Genomic DNA, 15,537 nt, shown 5'->3' with positions numbered 1-15,537 from the left:
AGCAGCAGGACAGAGGCAGGAGAAGGGCAGGAGAGGATCCGATGGAGCAACGTATCAGCCTGATCACACTGGGCGTGCCGGATATGGAGCGGGCGGCGGCCTTTTATGAGGCGCTTGGCTGGCAGCGCGCAGACAGCCCCGATGGGGTCATTGCCTTTGATCTGATGTCGCAGACGCTGGGGCTTTATCCGCTGGCGTCGCTGGCCGAGGATATTGGCCTGCCACTGGATGAGCTGGGCACCGGCGCGATGACGCTGAGCCATAACACCCGCACTGCGGCAGATGTCGCTGCGCTGATGGCCCGGGCGGAGGCGGCAGGCGCCACGGTGCTGCGCCCGGCGGGAGAGGTGTTCTGGGGCGGCACCATCGGCTATTTCCGCGCCCCGGACGGCCATATCTGGGAAATCGCGCATAACCCGTTCTCGCCGCTGTCCGATGACGGCGCGTTCCGCTGGAACGGCTATGGCGCCCAAACCGAGGGATAAGCACAGGTGACAGACCGGTCAGGCGACGCACCGCAGAACATGAGCCGCCCTTCGCAGGCCCCGGCAGAGCGCGCCGCTGGCGCCCCGCTGGTTATGCTGCCCGGTCTGATGGGCAATGCCGAGGTGTTCCTGCCGCAGCTGCGGGCACTGTCCGGGGTGGTGCCGACGATGATTGCGCCGCTGCTCGGCGGCGACCGGATCGAGCTGATCGCCGATCATCTGCTGGCCCGGCTGCCGGCGCGGTTTTCACTGGCCGGACTGTCGATGGGCGGCATTGTTGCAATGGAAATCCTGCGCCGCGCGCCGCAGCGTGTCAGCCGGCTCTGCCTGATCTCCACCAGCCCCTTGCCCGACACGCCTGCCCAGGCCGCCGAATGGGAGCCGCTGATCATCGCGGCCCGCAGCGGTCGTCTGGCGGATGTGCTGCGCAGCTGCCTGCCGGTGGAGTGCCTGGCCCCGTCGCCGCAGCGGCTGGATATTCTGAACTCGATCTATGAGCAGGCCCTTGCACTGGGGCCGGAGCTGTTCCTGGCGCAGGCGCGGGCGTTGCAGCGGCGCACCGATCAGCAGGCGGCACTGCGTCGTTTCAAAGGACCCTCCCTGATCCTCTGTGGGGCGCAGGACCGGCTGACGCCGCTGAAACGCCATGAATTCATGGCCGCGCTGATGCCCAATGCGCGGCTTCATGTGGTGGAGGAGGCCGGACATCTGCCGACGCTGGAACAGCCGGATCAGGTGACCGGAGCGATTGCAGAATGGCTGGCGGAGGAAGACCGGCAGCTGGGCTGCCCGGCGGATCTGCCCGCAGACCGTCAGAGCGCTGCCGCCACAACCCAGCCGCAGCGGATATCGACGCCACCGGCGGAACCTGCGGCGGCATCGCCGTCAAAACCGTTGCCGCCGCTGACACTCACCAACCCACTAAAGCCATCAGATCCAATCGGTTAACCTGCAAAGCTTGTGCGGATCGCGGCCCGGTCGGCCGCAAAGACGGCACGGCGCTACCTGCGCAGCAGTTCCGCGCGCGCCTCCTTGCTGATCACCTCGGGTTCGCTGATTGGCGCACCGCTGTCGATGTCGAAGAATGGCGTCTCTTTCCAGCGGCCGGAGAGGCGCGCCGATATCATCCGGCTGAGCAGCGAGATGACCATCCGTGCCGCGCCTTCGGTGCGGGGCTGTTTGCCTGCCTTCGGAACAAAGGCGCGGGCGCGCACCTTGCCAAGCGCGGATGGGTCGGCAAACCGGTCCGACCGCATCCCGGCAAAGGGCAGGGTGGGTTTGGCCAGCGTATTGGCCATCGGTGTGCCGCAGCAGCCCGCATACCAGCGCAGCAGCCCCTTCGGGCTGAGCCGCATCACCCGCAGCAGATCCTGCCCCTGATGAAAGGTCACCCCATCGGGATTGACCTGAAACAGATCAACCGGTCCGGGGGCGGGGTCCGGCTGGTTGTGGTACAGCTCATTGGCGCGGCAATCGGCGCAGAAACAGACAACGCGGGTGCCGGCCTTGCGGGCCTCTGGCGACAGCGCGCCACGGATCTGGCCGCAGTCACAGGCGAAACTCAGGGGATCGGCCATTGCTGAAATGGTCCTTGGGCTGAAATGGGCTTTGGTCAGGGCTGGGCGCCCGTCTTATTTGGTCTGGCCTCAGCCTCGCCGGTCAGGCGGTCGCCTTGGTGCGTTTTGCTGCGGCTTTCTTCGGCGTGCGGGCATTCGCGTTCATGAATTCGATCACCAGCGGGCGGATATTATCGCGCCAGCTGCGGCCGGCAAAGATGCCATAATGTCCTGCACCCGGCTCCACATGGCTGGCCTTCTTTACCTCCGGCAGACCGGTGCAGAGATCCAGCGCCGCGATACATTGTCCGGGGGCCGAGATATCATCATTGGCGCCTTCGACGGTCATGACCGCCACATCGGAGATCTTGCCCATATCGACCTTGTGACCGGCGACAACAAAGTTGTTGCCGGCAATCTCGCCGCCCTTGAACACCCGCTCCACCGTCGACAGGTAGAACTCCGCCGTCATGTCCATCACGGCAAGATATTCGTCATAGAACCGGTTGTGGGCATCATGATCCGAGGCTTCCCCCCGGCTGACCCGCTGGATCTGATCCATGAAAGCCTTGGAATGGCGCTCGCCGTTCATCGACATAAAGGAGCTGAGCTGCAACAGGCCCGGATAGACCTTGCGGCCGACGCCCTTGTATTTGAAGCCGACACGCTGGATCATCGTCTCTTCCAGCTGGCCCATGGTGACCCGGCGGCCAAAATCGGTCACATCTGTCGGGGTTGCATCGGGATCCACCGGCCCGCCAATCAGGGTGAGCGACGACGGCTGCGCGCCCGGATCCTGCTCTGCCAGATAGGCGGTGGCGGCCAGCGTCAGCGGGGCCGGCTGGCAGACCGCGATTACATGGGTATCGGGGCCCATTTCACGCATGAAATCAACCAGATATAGCGTGTAATCCTCAATGTCGAACTTGCCCGCTGAAACCGGAATATCGCGGGCATTATGCCAGTCGGTGACATAGACTTCGCAATTCTCGATCAGGCTTTTGACGGTGGAGCGCAGCAGGGTGGCGTAATGGCCCGACATCGGCGCGACCAGCAGAACCTTGCGCGGCTGCTCGGCGCGGCCTGCGACGCGGAAATGGATCAGATCGCCAAACGGGCGCTCAACCACCGTGTCGATTTCCACCACGTGATCGCGGCCATCGGCGCAGGTCTGGGTATAGATGCCCCAATCCGGTTTGGTCACCATGCGCTGAAAACTGCGCTCCGTCACCTCGCCCCAGGCGGCCATCCAGGCAATGGCAGGATTGGGGATAGCGGCCAGCGCCGGGTTCGATGCCATCGACAGGGCGGTGGCCCCCAACCACTGATTGGTGTTACGCATTGTTTCCATCAGATCGTACGACATCATGTAACGCATGTTATATCTCCATTGCGTTGGCCGCTTGGATCCGATCTGAATCCACGTGCGGTTGTGTCACAACCCATCGGACGTTTCATGGCTTTGTCGTATGATGGGCGGACAGTATTCTGCATAGCAGAAAGATTACGGGGGATTTGTTAAGATGACAACAAGCGACAGTACGGATCCGGCAGTCTCGCCGGAACATATTGAACGAATTAAAAAAAATATGGAGCAGGTTGAGCAACTTTCAAAACGCCTGATGGATGTTCTGGCTCAGAAAAAATCTCACCCCCCTTCTCTGGACGGTCCGAATCAAGAGCTTTTTGCACGCGCAGCAACCGCCTATTGGGCCGAAATGGCCAAAAATCCCGCCAAGCTGTTGGAAAAACAGGTGTCTTACTGGGGGCAGGCGGTGGTGAATTTCGCCGAAGCCCAGGCGCTTCTGGCCAAATCCATAGAGGGCGACAGCCCCGAGGACGCCGATGAGGGCGCGCCCGATGACCGCCGCTTTGCCAATCCGATGTGGCAGTCCAACCCCTATTTTCACTACATCAAGAAACAATATCTCACCAATGCCGAGGCAATTCGCAACGCCGTCGCCGAGGTCGATGATCTGGAAGATGTCGACAAACGCCGCCTTGGCTATTTCGCCGATCAGATCGTGCAGATGATGGCTCCCACCAATTTTCTGGCAACCAACCCCGATGCGCTGGAAAAAGCGGTGGAGACCGAAGGTCAGTCACTGATCAAGGGGCTGGAGAATCTGGTTGCCGATCTGGAGGCCAACGACGGCGAGCTGGTGGTGCGGCTGGCGGATGAGACCGCCTTTGAGATCGGTCGCAATATTGCCACCACACCCGGTGAGGTTGTATTTCGCAACGAGATGATGGAGCTGATCCAGTACCGGCCGACCACCGAAACCGTGCATGAAACCCCCATCGTGCTGTTTCCGCCGTGGATCAACAAATTCTACATCCTCGACCTCAAGGCGCAGAACAGCCTGATCAAATGGGTGACCGAACAGGGCTATACGCTGTTTGTGGTGTCCTGGGTCAACCCCGGCGAGGATCAGGCGGACCTCGGTCTGGAGGATTATATCGAGAAGGGCTATCTGACCGCGATCGAAACCGCCAAGTCGATCTGCAAGGTGAAACAGATCAATGCCGTTGGCTACTGTATCGCGGGCACCACGCTGTGCCTGACGCTCTCGTTGCTGAAACAGTGCGGCGATACCTCGATCAAATCGGCGACCTTCTTTACCGCGCTGACGGATTTCTCCGATCAGGGGGAGTTCACGCCCTTCCTGCAAAATGATTTCATCGACGGGATCGAGGAGGAGATCACCAACAACGGCCTGCTGCGCTCGTATATCATGGCGCGGACCTTCTCCTTCCTGCGCTCCAACGATCTGGTCTACGGGCCTGCGATCCGCAGCTACATGATGGGGGAGACGCCACCGGCCTTTGACCTTCTGTACTGGAATGGTGACGGCGCGAACCTGCCGGGGCGGATGGCGATGCAATATCTGCGTGGCCTGTGTCAGCGCAATGAGTTCGTGCGCGACGGGTTCGAGCTGATGGGCCATACCCTGCATGTGCGCGACGTCACCGTGCCGGTGATGGCAATCACCTGCGAGACCGACCATATTGCCCGCTGGAAAGACTGCTACCGCGGTGTTCAGCAGATGGGCTCGCGCTCCAAGAGCTTCGTTGTGGCGCAGTCAGGCCATATCGCGGGCATCGTCAACCCGCCGACCCGCAACAAATACGGCCATTACACCAATCCCGATATGAAAGGTGACGCCGAGACCTGGAAAGAGGCGGCGAGCTTTCACGAAGGCTCCTGGTGGCCACGCTGGGAAAGCTGGCTGAAGAAACGCTCCGGCAAGCAGGTCAAGGCCCGCGAACCGGGCGATTCGCAGCATCCCCAGCTGACACCGGCCCCCGGCGACTACGTGCGGGTACAGGCAAAGCGGTCCGCAAAGCCCTGATTTTCCGGGCATTCGCAAATTATTCTGCATCGCAGCAAGAAAAACCTTGAAATGCTGCGATGCAGAAACAATATTGGGGTCATGCGAAGGCGGCAGAACGTTCTGGCCGCGTAACCAAGAGGAACCAGTACAATGGCTAAGACCCAAGATTTTACCGCGATGATGAAAGACATGATGGGTGCATTCCCGGTTGACACAACCGCGATGGAAGATGCGTTCAAATCGACCGCAGCCCTGAACGAAAAACTGTCCCAGGTTGCCCTGCAGGCCGCCGAGAAATCTGCCGAGATTTCCAACAGCTGGGCCAAGGAAACCCTGACCAAGCTGAGCGACGTCTCCAAGGCACAGGCCGAGCCTGCTGACTATGCCAAGGCAGCAACCGATTTCGCCTCCGCCTCCGCTGAAGTTGCCGCCGAGAACATGGCCGCCTTCGCCGAAGTTGCGAAAAAAGTTCAGATGGACACCGTTGAGCTGCTGATGTCGGCTGGCAAGGACATGTCCGAAGAAGCGTCCGCCGCCGTTAAGAAGGCCACCAACGACGTGACCTCCGCTGCGAAAAAAGCCGCAGCAAAGTAAGCGCTGAGCGCATCCGCAAAGGGGTTTTGCACTCCTCCCAATGAAATCTCTTTGCACCGAAGGGGGCAGGTCACCGGACCTGCCCCTTTTTCATTGGGCCACAGACCGCCTGGGGCCGCCAGAGACTCCCTGCGATGGCCAGCCCGCTGATATTGGATCCGACGATCATTTGTTGCGCGTTCCGGCGTAACGCTTCCCTTTTGTTCTGCGCTCGCATAGGCTTTGCTGCAATGCATCATGTCTGGGGAGAAATGACATGTCGGATCAGGATAAACCCTTGTTGATCAAACGATATGCCAGCCGACGGCTCTACAATACGGAGACCAGCGACTATGTCACGCTGGAGGATATCGCCGGTTTCATCCGCGAGGGGCGTGAGGTGCAGATCGTTGACCTCAAGACCGGGGACGACCTGACCCGCCAGTATCTCCTGCAGATCATCGCCGAACACGAAAGCCGGGGTGAGAACATTCTGCCGGTCAATGTGCTGAACGATCTGGTGCGCAGCTACATGGTGCCCGGTGGCGGGGTGATGCCGCAGTTCCTGCAAAGCTCCTTTGAGATGCTGCGCGAAAACCAGAGCAAGATGGTCGAGAATATGAACGCCATGAACCCGATTGCGCAGATGCCGGGGTTCGAGGCGATGAAGGCGCAGCAGCAGGCGTTTCTGAAGGCGATGACCGGCGGGTTCTCCGGCAACTGGCCCGGCGCTGCGAAATCATCCGGCGACAGTGACAGCGGCGAAGACGGCGACGGGCTGGACGATATCAAGCGGCAGCTGGCCGAGTTGCAGGACAAGCTCTCCAAACTGAAGTAAGATCCGACAGCGGCACGGGTGTTGATCCTGCGACCAAAGTCGCAGGGCTGCGCGCGTGTTTTTGATCCCGCTTGCGGGGCGGCGGCGTTAGACTCGGCGCGTCCCGTCTGCGGCCGGAATGTCACCTGCCATGGACCACATACGGCAATCGCCGCAACCCCGAGGTTCCAGATGCCCATGTCCAGTATCGCGCCCAGCATCGCGTCCAGTATCGAGCGTTTTGATGCCATCCCCGAAACCGCCCTGGCGTGGTATCGCGCGGGCCGGGCAACCGGCGGCGGGGCGGCGCTGGCGACGGTGGTCGAAACCTGGGGATCCGCGCCGCGCCGCGCCGGCGCGCAGCTGGCGGTTGCCAGCGATGGCCGGATCGAAGGGTCCGTTTCGGGGGGCTGCGTCGAAGGCGCGGTGATCCTGGCCGCGCAGGAGGCGATCGCCTCGGGGCGGCATCAGCTTCTGGAATTCGGCGTCAGCGACGGTGATGCCTTTGCGGTCGGGCTGGCCTGTGGCGGCACCATCCGCATTCTGGTCGAACCGGTGGGCGGCTCCCTGTCAGAGGCAACGCTGGCCGATCTGGTCGCTGCCCGCGCGGCCCGCCGCGCCCTGGCCTATGTGGTTGATCTCGACAGCGGTGCCGGGCGGCTGGAGACCGACGCCCACGCCGAGCGCAAACGCATGGACCGCTCCGGCGTCGAAGAGGACGGCAAGACCTTTGTCGCCGTTCACAACCCACCCCTGCGCCTGATCGCGGTGGGGGCGGTGCATATCACCCAGGCGCTGGTGCCGATGGCGCGGATTGCCGGCTACGATCCGGTCATCCTCGACCCGCGCGCGGCCTTTGCCTCGGCGGCCCGGTTCCCCAATGAACGGCTGATCGAGGACTGGCCCGACGAGGCGATTGCCGAGCTTGGTCTGGATGGGCGCAGCGCGGTGGTGCTGCTTACTCATGATCCGAAAATTGACGATCCCGCGCTGGAGGCCGCCCTGCGCTCGGACTGTTTCTACATCGGCGCGCTCGGTTCGACGCGCACCCATGCCAAACGGATTGCACGGATGCAGGAGGCTGGTTTTGACGAGGCGACGCTCGCCCGTATCCACGGTCCCATCGGGCTTGATATCGGTGCCGCAGGCCCGGCGGAAATCGCCGTGTCGATCATCGCCGAGATGACCGCGGTTCTGCGGGGGCGGCGCCCATGATCTTTGGCGAGGTGCCCCTCAATGAGGCGTCGGGATGCTATCTGGCCCATTCGCTGCAGGGGGCGGAGCACCGCATTGCCAAGGGCACCAGACTGGCAGCGCAGGATCTGGCTGACCTTGCCGCCGCCGGCCACCGCGCGCTGACCGTGGCGCAGCTGGAACCGGGGGATATCCACGAAGACCGCGCCGCAGAGCGGCTGGCCGAGGCGCTGTTGCCGGATCCTGCCGCATTGGGGCTGCGCATCTCCGGTGCCGGGGCAGGGCGGGTCAACCTTCATGCGCTTGGTCCCGGTCTGATCCGGGTCGATGCCGAACGGATCAACGCGCTGAATGCGGTCGATCCGATGATCACGCTGGCCACGGTGCCCGATTTCCACCGCGCCGATCCCGGCGGCATGGTCGCCACCGCCAAGATCATCTCCTACGCCGTGCCGGATGAGGCGCTGACGGCCGCCACCCGCGATGTGGCCGGGGCGATCCGCCTGATCCCGCCACAGCTGCGCCGCGCCACCCTGATCGAGACGCGCACCAGCGCGCAGACGCCCCCGGACAAGGGGCGCGCCGCGATGATCGGACGGCTCGACCGGTTCGACATGGCGATGGCGCCCCGGCAGGTGGTGCCGCACCGCGAGGCGGAGCTGGCCGCCGCGCTTGCGAGCCTTGGCGATGACAGCGATCTGATCCTGATCCTCACCGCCTCGGCCACCTCGGATCCCCTGGATGTGGCGCCCGCGGCGCTGCGCCGGGCGGGCGGAGAGGTTCTGCGCTTTGGAATGCCGGTGGATCCCGGCAACCTGCTGTTTCTCGGCCAGCTGTCCGGTCGACCGGTGCTGGGCCTGCCGGGCTGTGCGCGCTCGCCTGCGCTCAATGGGGCGGATTGGGTGCTGGAACGGCTGGTCTGCGGCATCGAGGTCAGCAGCGCCGATATCGCCGCCATGGGCGTCGGCGGCCTCTTGAAGGAAATCCCCACACGTCCCCGCCCAAGGCGCAGCGATCTCTGACCCCGACCTGCGGCTGCACCTGCGACTTTAGTCGTGGCGATGCGATTAGGGCTTCGCGCCGGCAAGCTCCCCGTGCTTAACTTCGGCCAGCGAGTTTTTGCGAGCCAAGGGAGGAGTTGATGGTGAAAGTCACAATGACCGTAAACGGTCGGACTGCCAGCGGAGAGGTCGAAGGGCGCACGCTGCTGTCCAGTTTCCTGCGAGAAGATCTGGGGCTGACCGGCACCCATGTCGGCTGCGACACCAGCCAATGCGGCGCCTGTGTCGTGCATGTGGATGGCAAAGCGGTGAAATCCTGCACCATGCTGGCGGCCGAAGCCGAGGGCGCAGATGTCGCCACCATCGAAGGGCAGGCCGCCCCCGATGGCACGCTCAACGTCATTCAACAGGCGTTTCAGGACCACCACGGGCTGCAATGCGGCTTCTGCACGCCGGGCATGGTGATGTCCGCAGCCGCGCTGTTGAAGGACAATCCAAAACCCAGCGAACAGGAAATCCGCGACTACCTTGAGGGCAACCTGTGCCGCTGCACCGGCTACCACAATATCGTGAAGGCGATCATGGCGGCCTCGGGTCAGGACATCTCTGCGCTGGCGGCCGAATAACGCCCGCCGCAGCTGCAATAGGACCCACGACTGAACCACAGCATGACCAAGAGGTCTGCCTCTGCGCAGACCGTCCAGGGAGGAAATTTGGACAATGCCAAAGGATAGCGGCATCGGCGCCAGCCCGAAACGGCGCGAAGACATCAGGTTCCTGACCGGAACCGGCAATTACACGGACGACATTAATCTCAACGGCCAGGCCTATGTGCATTTCCTGCGCTCGGATGTGGCCCATGGTCGGCTGACTTCGGTCGACACCGCCGATGCAGCCGCCATGCCCGGCGTTGTGCGCATCTTCACCGGCGCGGACTTCGAAGGTGTCGGCGGGCTGCCCTGCGGCTGGCAGGTGACCGACCGCTTTGGCGAGGTGATGCAGGAACCGGCCCATCCGGTGCTGGCCCAGGGCAAGGTGCGCCATGTCGGCGATCCCATCGCCGCCGTTGTGGCCGAGACCCCGGAACAGGCGCGTGATGCCGCCGAGGCGATTGTGGTCGATATCGAAGAGCTGCCGGCCGTCATCAACATGAAAGAAGCGGTCAAGGATGGCGCCACGAAGGTGCATGATGATCTGACCTCAAACCTCTGTTATGACTGGGGATTTGTCGAGGATAACCGCGAGGCGGTGGATCAGGCGATCAAGGACGCCGCCCATGTCACCACGCTGGAGCTGGTCAACAACCGTCTGGTCGCGAACCCGATGGAGCCACGCGTGGCAGTCGGGGATTTCAACCGCGCCACCGGCGACAGCACGCTTTATACCACCTCGCAGAACCCGCATGTGATCCGTCTCCTGATGGGCGCCTTTGTGCTGGGCATCCCCGAACATAAACTGCGCGTGGTCGCCCCGGATGTGGGCGGGGGTTTTGGTTCCAAGATCTTCCACTACGCGGAAGAGGCCTTCTGCACCTTTGCTGCCAAGGCTCTGAACCGGGCGGTGAAATGGACCTCGTCCCGGTCCGAGGCGTTTATGTCCGATGCCCATGGCCGCGATCACGTGACCAAGATCGAACTGGCGCTGGACGCCGACAACAATTTCACCGCGCTGCGCACCGAGACCTACGCCAATATGGGCGCGTATCTGTCGACCTTTGCCCCCTCGGTCCCGACCTGGCTGCATGGCACGCTGATGGCGGGCAATTATAAGACGCCGCTGATCTATGTGAATGTGAAGGCGGTGTTCACCAATACCGTTGCCGTTGACGCCTATCGCGGGGCGGGTCGGCCAGAGGCGACCTATCAGCTGGAGCGGGTCATTGATAAGGCGGCACGTGAGCTGGGGGTTGATCCGATCGCGCTGCGCCGCCAGAACTTCATCACCGAATTCCCCTATGCCACACCGGTTGCGGTGGAATATGACACCGGCGATTACCACGCCACGATGGACAAGCTGGAAGAGATCGCCGATCTCAGCGGCTTTGCCGCGCGCCGTGCCGCCAGCGAGGCCAAGGGCAAGCTGCGGGGCCTTGGGGTGAACTGCTATATCGAGGCCTGCGGCATCGCGCCCTCCAACCTTGTCGGGCAGCTTGGCGCCCGTGCAGGCCTCTATGAGAGCGCGACCGTGCGGGTCAATGCCACCGGGGGCATCGTTGTCATGACCGGTAGCCACAGCCACGGGCAGGGGCATGAGACGTCTTTCCCACAGGTGATCGCCGAGATGATCGGCATCCCCGAGGATATGGTCGAAATCGAACATGGCGATACCGACAAGGCACCGATGGGCATGGGCACCTATGGCTCGCGCTCGCTGGCGGTGGGGGGATCTGCGATGGTCCGTGCCACCGAGAAGATCATCGCCAAGGCGAAGAAGATCGCGGCCCATATCCTTGAGGCCTCGGACGCGGATATCGAACTGAAGGACGGCCAGTTCACCGTCGCAGGCACCGATAAGTCGCTGGCCTGGGGCGATGTGACCCTTGCGGCCTATGTGCCGCATAACTACCCGCTGGAGGATATCGAGCCGGGGCTGGAGGAAACCGCGTTCTATGATCCGGCGAATTTCACCTATCCCTCGGGCGCCTATGCCTGTGAGGTGGAGGTCGATCCCGACACCGGCAAGGTCACCATCGAAAGCTTTGCCGCGGCGGATGACTTTGGCAATATCGTCAATCCGATGATCGTCGATGGTCAGGTCCATGGCGGCATTGGTCAGGGCATCGGTCAGGCGCTGCTGGAGGCCTGTGTCTATGATGACGACGGGCAGCTGCTGTCCGCCTCCTTCATGGATTACGCCATGCCACGGGCCGATGATCTGCCGTTCTACAAGGTCGATCATTCCTGCCAGACGCCCTGTACCCACAATCCGCTAGGTGTGAAGGGCTGCGGCGAGGCTGGCGCCATCGGCACCCCGCCCTCGGTGGTCAATGCGGTGGTGGATGCGCTGCAATCCGCAGGCAAGGATGTCACCCATATCGACATGCCCCTGAGCCCTGCACGGGTCTGGGCGGCGATGAACGGCTAAGGGCTCATGGGGGCGCTGCCCCCATACCCCCGGGATATTTCTAGCCAGAAGAAGGGCCTCATGCGCTCTTTGGGAAGGAAGCGAAGATGTATGAATTTGAATTCGAGAAACCCGCAACCATCGCGGATGCGGTCAAGGCGCTGGGTGCGGAGGATGCCCAGGCTCTGGGCGGCGGGCAGACGCTGATTCCGACGCTGAAGCAGCGGCTGGCGATGCCCAGCACATTGGTGAGCCTGAGCGGGATTGCCGAGATGCGCGGTGTCTGCCCGGATGGCGATGCCATCGCCATCGGCGGCGCCACCACCCATGCCGAGGTCGAGGCGGCAACCGCCAAGAGCTATCCGGCGCTGTCGGCGCTGGCGGGCCATATCGGCGATCCGGCGGTGCGCAACCGTGGCACCATCGGTGGCTCGCTGGCCAATAACGACCCGTCCGCCTGTTATCCGGCGGCGGCCCTGGCCAGCGGCGCCACGATTGTGACCAACACCCGCGAGATTGCGGCGGATGATTATTTTCAGGGGCTGTTCACCACCGCGCTGGAGGAAGGTGAGATCATCACCAATATCCGCATGCCGGTGCCGCAGGCGGCGCATTACGAGAAATTCGTCCAGCCTGCCTCGCGCTTTGCCCTTGTGGGGGTGTTTGTGGCGCGGTTTTCTGAGGGTGTGCGGGTGGCGGTCACCGGCGCCTCGGAGGAGGGCGTGTTCCGCTGGAGCGCGGCTGAGGCGGCGCTGTCGGCGAATTTCGCGCCCGCTGCGATAGAGGGGCTGAGCGTGGATGCAGAGGGTATGATCGGCGATCTGCACGGCAGCAAGGCCTATCGCGCGCATCTGGTCGGCGTGATCACCAAACGGGCGGTGACGGCTGCGGCCTGAGCCATCAGCGCGAAACGGCAAGACGGCCCCGGCGATCTGCCGGGGCCGTTTGCTATCTGGTTGCTATCTGGGCCGGTACTGACTGCCGACGGCGATGATCATCAGGCGCGCAGGTAGCCGGACATCGTGTCGAGCAGCGTCTGGGTGCGCCCGGAGAGGTTGCGGATTTCCGAGGCGATGACGGCAAAGCCCTTGCCCTGATCGCCGATGCGCGCGGCCTCGATCGAGGCGTTGAAGGCAATCAGCTGAATATGACGGCCGACGGTTTCGGCGTTTTCGATGGCTTCGCGCATCCCGTCATCCCGGGCGCTGTCGCGGGCTTTCTGCGCGTCGAACATGTCTTTGGTCATGTCGATCAGAAAGGCGGAGACCTCCGGTTCGACCTTGTACAGCGCCTGCGCCGTGAGGGAGGGCATGTCGCGCACCCGCTTCAGCACCTCGGCATCCGATTTCGTGTTCAGCACCTCGGCAAAAGGGGTCAGCGCGTCGATGGATTTCTTCCGTTGCAGGCAGAGATCCTCGGGCAGTTCGTATTCGCTTTCGGCCAGCAGCTTGTCCAGGCCCTGGGTCAGCATCTCATAGGCGGATCTGATCCGGCTCACCGACTGGTCCAGCAGGTCTTTCATCGTGTCGGGCGCGTGCTGGGTGTCTTCATTGGCCAGCACCACCAGCGCGAGAGAGGCGGCGCGGCAGGGCGCGATGGCCATGAAGGCACTGTTTTGGACGTCGCTGAGAGGCTTCAAGGGAGGCTCCATATTTGGCGGTGATTTTATTGTCGGCGGCGACCGAACGTCCTCTATCAGGTAAGCTGCGGGCGTAAATAAAACGTGACCATAAAATACATCTAAGCCGTGTGGCGCGAAAAAATATCATCGGCGCCAATGGTGCAAGCCATTGCCGCGACGACGAAAAAACCCCGCTCCGATTGGGGCGGGGTTCGAACGGTCGCGCGTGTGATCGCGGTTATTTCTGCGGCAGGGGGCCGATCATCATGATCATCTGACGGCCTTCCATCTTGGGCATGTTTTCGACCTTGCCCAGTTCCTTGATGTCTTCTGCAACACGCAGCAGCAGGTCGCGGCCCAGGTTCTGGTGGGCCATCTCGCGGCCACGGAAGCGCAGGGTGATCTTTACCTTGTCGCCGTTTTCCAGGAACTTGTACACGTTGCGCATCTTCACTTCGTAGTCGTGGGTGTCCGTATTGGGACGGAACTTCACCTCTTTGACTTCGATGATCTTCTGCTTCTTGCGTGCTTCGCTTTCCCGCTTCTGCTGTTCATATTTGAACTTGCCGTAATCCATGATCTTGCACACGGGCGGGGTGGCATTGGGCGAAATCTCGACCAGATCGAGACCGGCCTCTTCTGCCATCTGCATCGCCTTGGCGGGGTGGACCACGCCAACGTTTTCCCCCTCAGCGCCGATCAGGCGAATCTCAGGAGCACGGATTTTTTCGTTGATGCGCGGGCCGGTGTCGCGTTGCGGCGGCGCATTATGGGGTCTGCGGGCTATGACGTCTATCCTTCTGTCACTTCGGAAAAGTGCCCGGAAAGTAACGGTCCCGGGCCTGCGATTCAAGTCAATTGCGGGTATGACTGCGCATACCGCTGTTTTCAAGGTTTGTTTGCACAGAACAGCGTCATCAACGGGTTAATTCTGCCTTGCGCTGATGTCGGCAGGCCGGGGTGGGCCAGACTGGCGGTGTTTGGCCGATGGCGGCGCCTGCCATTTATTCCCCTTGTAGTTTCAGGCGCCTAGCCCCAAGTGCTAAGCCATAAGCCTTGCCATGCTGCGGGGCATATGGAGAGATAAGGAGATCCATCATGAAACCGATCGTCATTGGCCTGGGTGTGGGAGCCGTCGCATTGGGCGGATATTTCTACGTCTCCTCCATGGGGACCGATCCCGAAACCGGCGCGCCTGCGACTGAAACCGTTGTGGTGACACCGGAGGCAGAACCTGCCGGTGAGACTGCCGCAGAGGTCGCTGCCGAAATCGAGAATGATGTGGCCACCGCCGCCGAAGAGGTCGAAGGCGCTGTCGACAGCTCCGTCGATGCGGCGGCAAAGGCCGTGAGCGATGCGGCCGCAGCGGTTGCCGAGGCGACCGAGGAAACCGTGAACGAGATTGCCGAAGGTGTCACCGACACTGCCAATCAGTTGCAGGACAGCACTGCGGCTGCTGTGGATGCGGCGGGTGACGAGGCAGCGGCGGCAGGTGATGCCGTTGCCGATACGGCAGCGGCGGCAGGCCAGGCGGCAGAGGATGTTGCCAATGACGCCGCCGAAACCGCCGAGGCGGCAGGCGATAGCGTGGCGGATGCCGCCTCCGATGCAACGGCCGCGGCTGAAGAGAACGGCGAAGCCGCCAGAGACGCGCTGCTGACGCCTTCGGGCTTTGACTATGACAAGGTGATCGCGATGATCGAGGACTCCTCGATGGAGGCGACACAGAAGGCGCTGCTGGTCACCACCCTGGGTCAGGCGCGTGACAATCCGGCCCTGCTGGAAGCGACGCTGAAACGCATCAAGGACGCGCTGCCGCAGTAACGCGGGCAGATGTGCCAGACGACAAAGGCCCCCGCCAAACTCTGGCGGGGGCCTTTTTTACATCAGTG

Annotated in this window: 15 protein-coding genes; 11 read left to right on the top strand and 4 right to left on the bottom strand. The window is 62.5% G+C overall.

Going from position 1 to position 15,537, the window contains the following annotated elements:
- Window positions 1-41 precede the first annotated feature (41 nt).
- Window positions 42-485: a VOC family protein gene (locus VXL81_RS17630; RefSeq protein ID WP_340545981.1), complete on the top strand. Its 444-nt coding sequence runs from the start codon at window positions 42-44 to the stop codon at window positions 483-485.
- Between the two features lie 39 nt (window positions 486-524).
- Complete coding sequence (locus tag VXL81_RS17625; RefSeq protein WP_416555459.1) at window positions 525-1,433, top strand: alpha/beta fold hydrolase; 909 nt, start codon at window positions 525-527, stop codon at window positions 1,431-1,433.
- Window positions 1,434-1,486: 53 nt separating this feature from the next.
- On the opposite strand, the gene VXL81_RS17620 is transcribed toward VXL81_RS17625, so the two are convergent.
- Complete coding sequence (locus VXL81_RS17620; RefSeq protein WP_340545979.1) at window positions 1,487-2,062, bottom strand: DUF6151 family protein; 576 nt, start codon at window positions 2,060-2,062, stop codon at window positions 1,487-1,489.
- Window positions 2,063-2,144: 82 nt separating this feature from the next.
- The gene (gene phaZ / locus VXL81_RS17615) at window positions 2,145-3,419 is read right to left on the bottom strand and encodes a polyhydroxyalkanoate depolymerase (protein ID WP_416535189.1); all 1,275 of its coding nucleotides are present in this window, start codon (window positions 3,417-3,419) and stop codon (window positions 2,145-2,147) included.
- A 145-nt stretch (window positions 3,420-3,564) separates the two neighbouring features.
- On the opposite strand from phaZ, the gene phaC reads away from it, so the two are divergent.
- The 8 genes from phaC to VXL81_RS17575 all read left to right on the top strand — a co-directional run bounded on the left by phaC (window position 3,565) and on the right by VXL81_RS17575 (window position 12,920).
- A complete protein-coding gene (gene phaC / locus VXL81_RS17610; RefSeq protein ID WP_416555439.1) occupies window positions 3,565-5,394 on the top strand; it encodes a class I poly(R)-hydroxyalkanoic acid synthase in 1,830 nt (609 codons plus the stop codon).
- A gap of 132 nt (window positions 5,395-5,526) precedes the next feature.
- Window positions 5,527-5,970, top strand: coding sequence for a phasin, PhaP (locus VXL81_RS17605; RefSeq protein ID WP_340545976.1), 444 nt, complete (start codon window positions 5,527-5,529; stop codon window positions 5,968-5,970).
- 256 nt (window positions 5,971-6,226) lie between these two features.
- Window positions 6,227-6,787, top strand: a complete 561-nt coding sequence (phaR, locus tag VXL81_RS17600) for a polyhydroxyalkanoate synthesis repressor PhaR (protein WP_340545975.1) — start codon at window positions 6,227-6,229, stop codon at window positions 6,785-6,787.
- Window positions 6,788-6,964: 177 nt separating this feature from the next.
- On the top strand, window positions 6,965-7,981 hold the full coding sequence (locus VXL81_RS17595) for an XdhC family protein (protein WP_416546264.1): 1,017 nt from the start codon (window positions 6,965-6,967) through the stop codon (window positions 7,979-7,981).
- A complete protein-coding gene (locus VXL81_RS17590; RefSeq protein WP_416538999.1) occupies window positions 7,978-8,982 on the top strand; it encodes a molybdopterin-binding protein in 1,005 nt (334 codons plus the stop codon). Before VXL81_RS17595 ends, VXL81_RS17590 begins: the two co-directional genes overlap by 4 nt.
- Before the next feature lie 119 nt (window positions 8,983-9,101).
- Complete coding sequence (locus VXL81_RS17585) at window positions 9,102-9,587, top strand: (2Fe-2S)-binding protein (protein WP_260102333.1); 486 nt, start codon at window positions 9,102-9,104, stop codon at window positions 9,585-9,587.
- Between the two features lie 94 nt (window positions 9,588-9,681).
- Complete coding sequence (locus VXL81_RS17580; RefSeq protein ID WP_340545971.1) at window positions 9,682-12,045, top strand: xanthine dehydrogenase family protein molybdopterin-binding subunit; 2,364 nt, start codon at window positions 9,682-9,684, stop codon at window positions 12,043-12,045.
- Window positions 12,046-12,131: 86 nt separating this feature from the next.
- Window positions 12,132-12,920, top strand: coding sequence for an FAD binding domain-containing protein (locus tag VXL81_RS17575; protein WP_416555437.1), 789 nt, complete (start codon window positions 12,132-12,134; stop codon window positions 12,918-12,920).
- Window positions 12,921-13,021: 101 nt separating this feature from the next.
- On the opposite strand, the gene VXL81_RS17570 is transcribed toward VXL81_RS17575, so the two are convergent.
- Window positions 13,022-13,663, bottom strand: a complete 642-nt coding sequence (locus tag VXL81_RS17570; protein WP_416542105.1) for a methyl-accepting chemotaxis protein — start codon at window positions 13,661-13,663, stop codon at window positions 13,022-13,024.
- Window positions 13,664-13,883: 220 nt separating this feature from the next.
- On the bottom strand, window positions 13,884-14,432 hold the full coding sequence (gene infC / locus VXL81_RS17565; protein WP_374015615.1) for a translation initiation factor IF-3: 549 nt from the start codon (window positions 14,430-14,432) through the stop codon (window positions 13,884-13,886).
- Between the two features lie 311 nt (window positions 14,433-14,743).
- Between infC and VXL81_RS17560 the strand changes: the two genes are divergently transcribed.
- A complete protein-coding gene (locus tag VXL81_RS17560) occupies window positions 14,744-15,469 on the top strand; it encodes a hypothetical protein (RefSeq protein ID WP_416555435.1) in 726 nt (241 codons plus the stop codon).
- Window positions 15,470-15,537: the final 68 nt, after the last annotated feature.

It is taken from the genome of Phaeobacter sp. JH204B (assembly GCF_048055755.1).
GTDB classification, from domain to species: domain Bacteria; phylum Pseudomonadota; class Alphaproteobacteria; order Rhodobacterales; family Rhodobacteraceae; genus Phaeobacter; species Phaeobacter bryozoorum.
This window is presented reverse-complemented; position numbering and strand designations above follow the sequence as displayed.

Bases quoted from the DNA above. Each gene is read 5' to 3' on its own strand.
- VXL81_RS17595 (WP_416546264.1), top strand. From the start codon at position 6,965: ATGTCCAGTATCGCGCCCAGCATCGCGTCCAGTATCGAGCGTTTTGAT.
- VXL81_RS17605 (WP_340545976.1), top strand. From the start codon at position 5,527: ATGGCTAAGACCCAAGATTTTACCGCGATGATGAAAGACATGATGGGT.
- VXL81_RS17620 (WP_340545979.1), bottom strand. From the start codon at position 2,062: ATGGCCGATCCCCTGAGTTTCGCCTGTGACTGCGGCCAGATCCGTGGC.
- VXL81_RS17575 (WP_416555437.1), top strand. From the start codon at position 12,132: ATGTATGAATTTGAATTCGAGAAACCCGCAACCATCGCGGATGCGGTC.
- VXL81_RS17625 (WP_416555459.1), top strand. From the start codon at position 525: ATGAGCCGCCCTTCGCAGGCCCCGGCAGAGCGCGCCGCTGGCGCCCCG.
- VXL81_RS17585 (WP_260102333.1), top strand. From the start codon at position 9,102: ATGGTGAAAGTCACAATGACCGTAAACGGTCGGACTGCCAGCGGAGAG.
- phaZ (WP_416535189.1), bottom strand. From the start codon at position 3,419: ATGCGTTACATGATGTCGTACGATCTGATGGAAACAATGCGTAACACC.
- VXL81_RS17630 (WP_340545981.1), top strand. From the start codon at position 42: ATGGAGCAACGTATCAGCCTGATCACACTGGGCGTGCCGGATATGGAG.
- VXL81_RS17560 (WP_416555435.1), top strand. From the start codon at position 14,744: ATGAAACCGATCGTCATTGGCCTGGGTGTGGGAGCCGTCGCATTGGGC.
- VXL81_RS17580 (WP_340545971.1), top strand. From the start codon at position 9,682: ATGCCAAAGGATAGCGGCATCGGCGCCAGCCCGAAACGGCGCGAAGAC.
- VXL81_RS17590 (WP_416538999.1), top strand. From the start codon at position 7,978: ATGATCTTTGGCGAGGTGCCCCTCAATGAGGCGTCGGGATGCTATCTG.
- phaC (WP_416555439.1), top strand. From the start codon at position 3,565: ATGACAACAAGCGACAGTACGGATCCGGCAGTCTCGCCGGAACATATT.
- phaR (WP_340545975.1), top strand. From the start codon at position 6,227: ATGTCGGATCAGGATAAACCCTTGTTGATCAAACGATATGCCAGCCGA.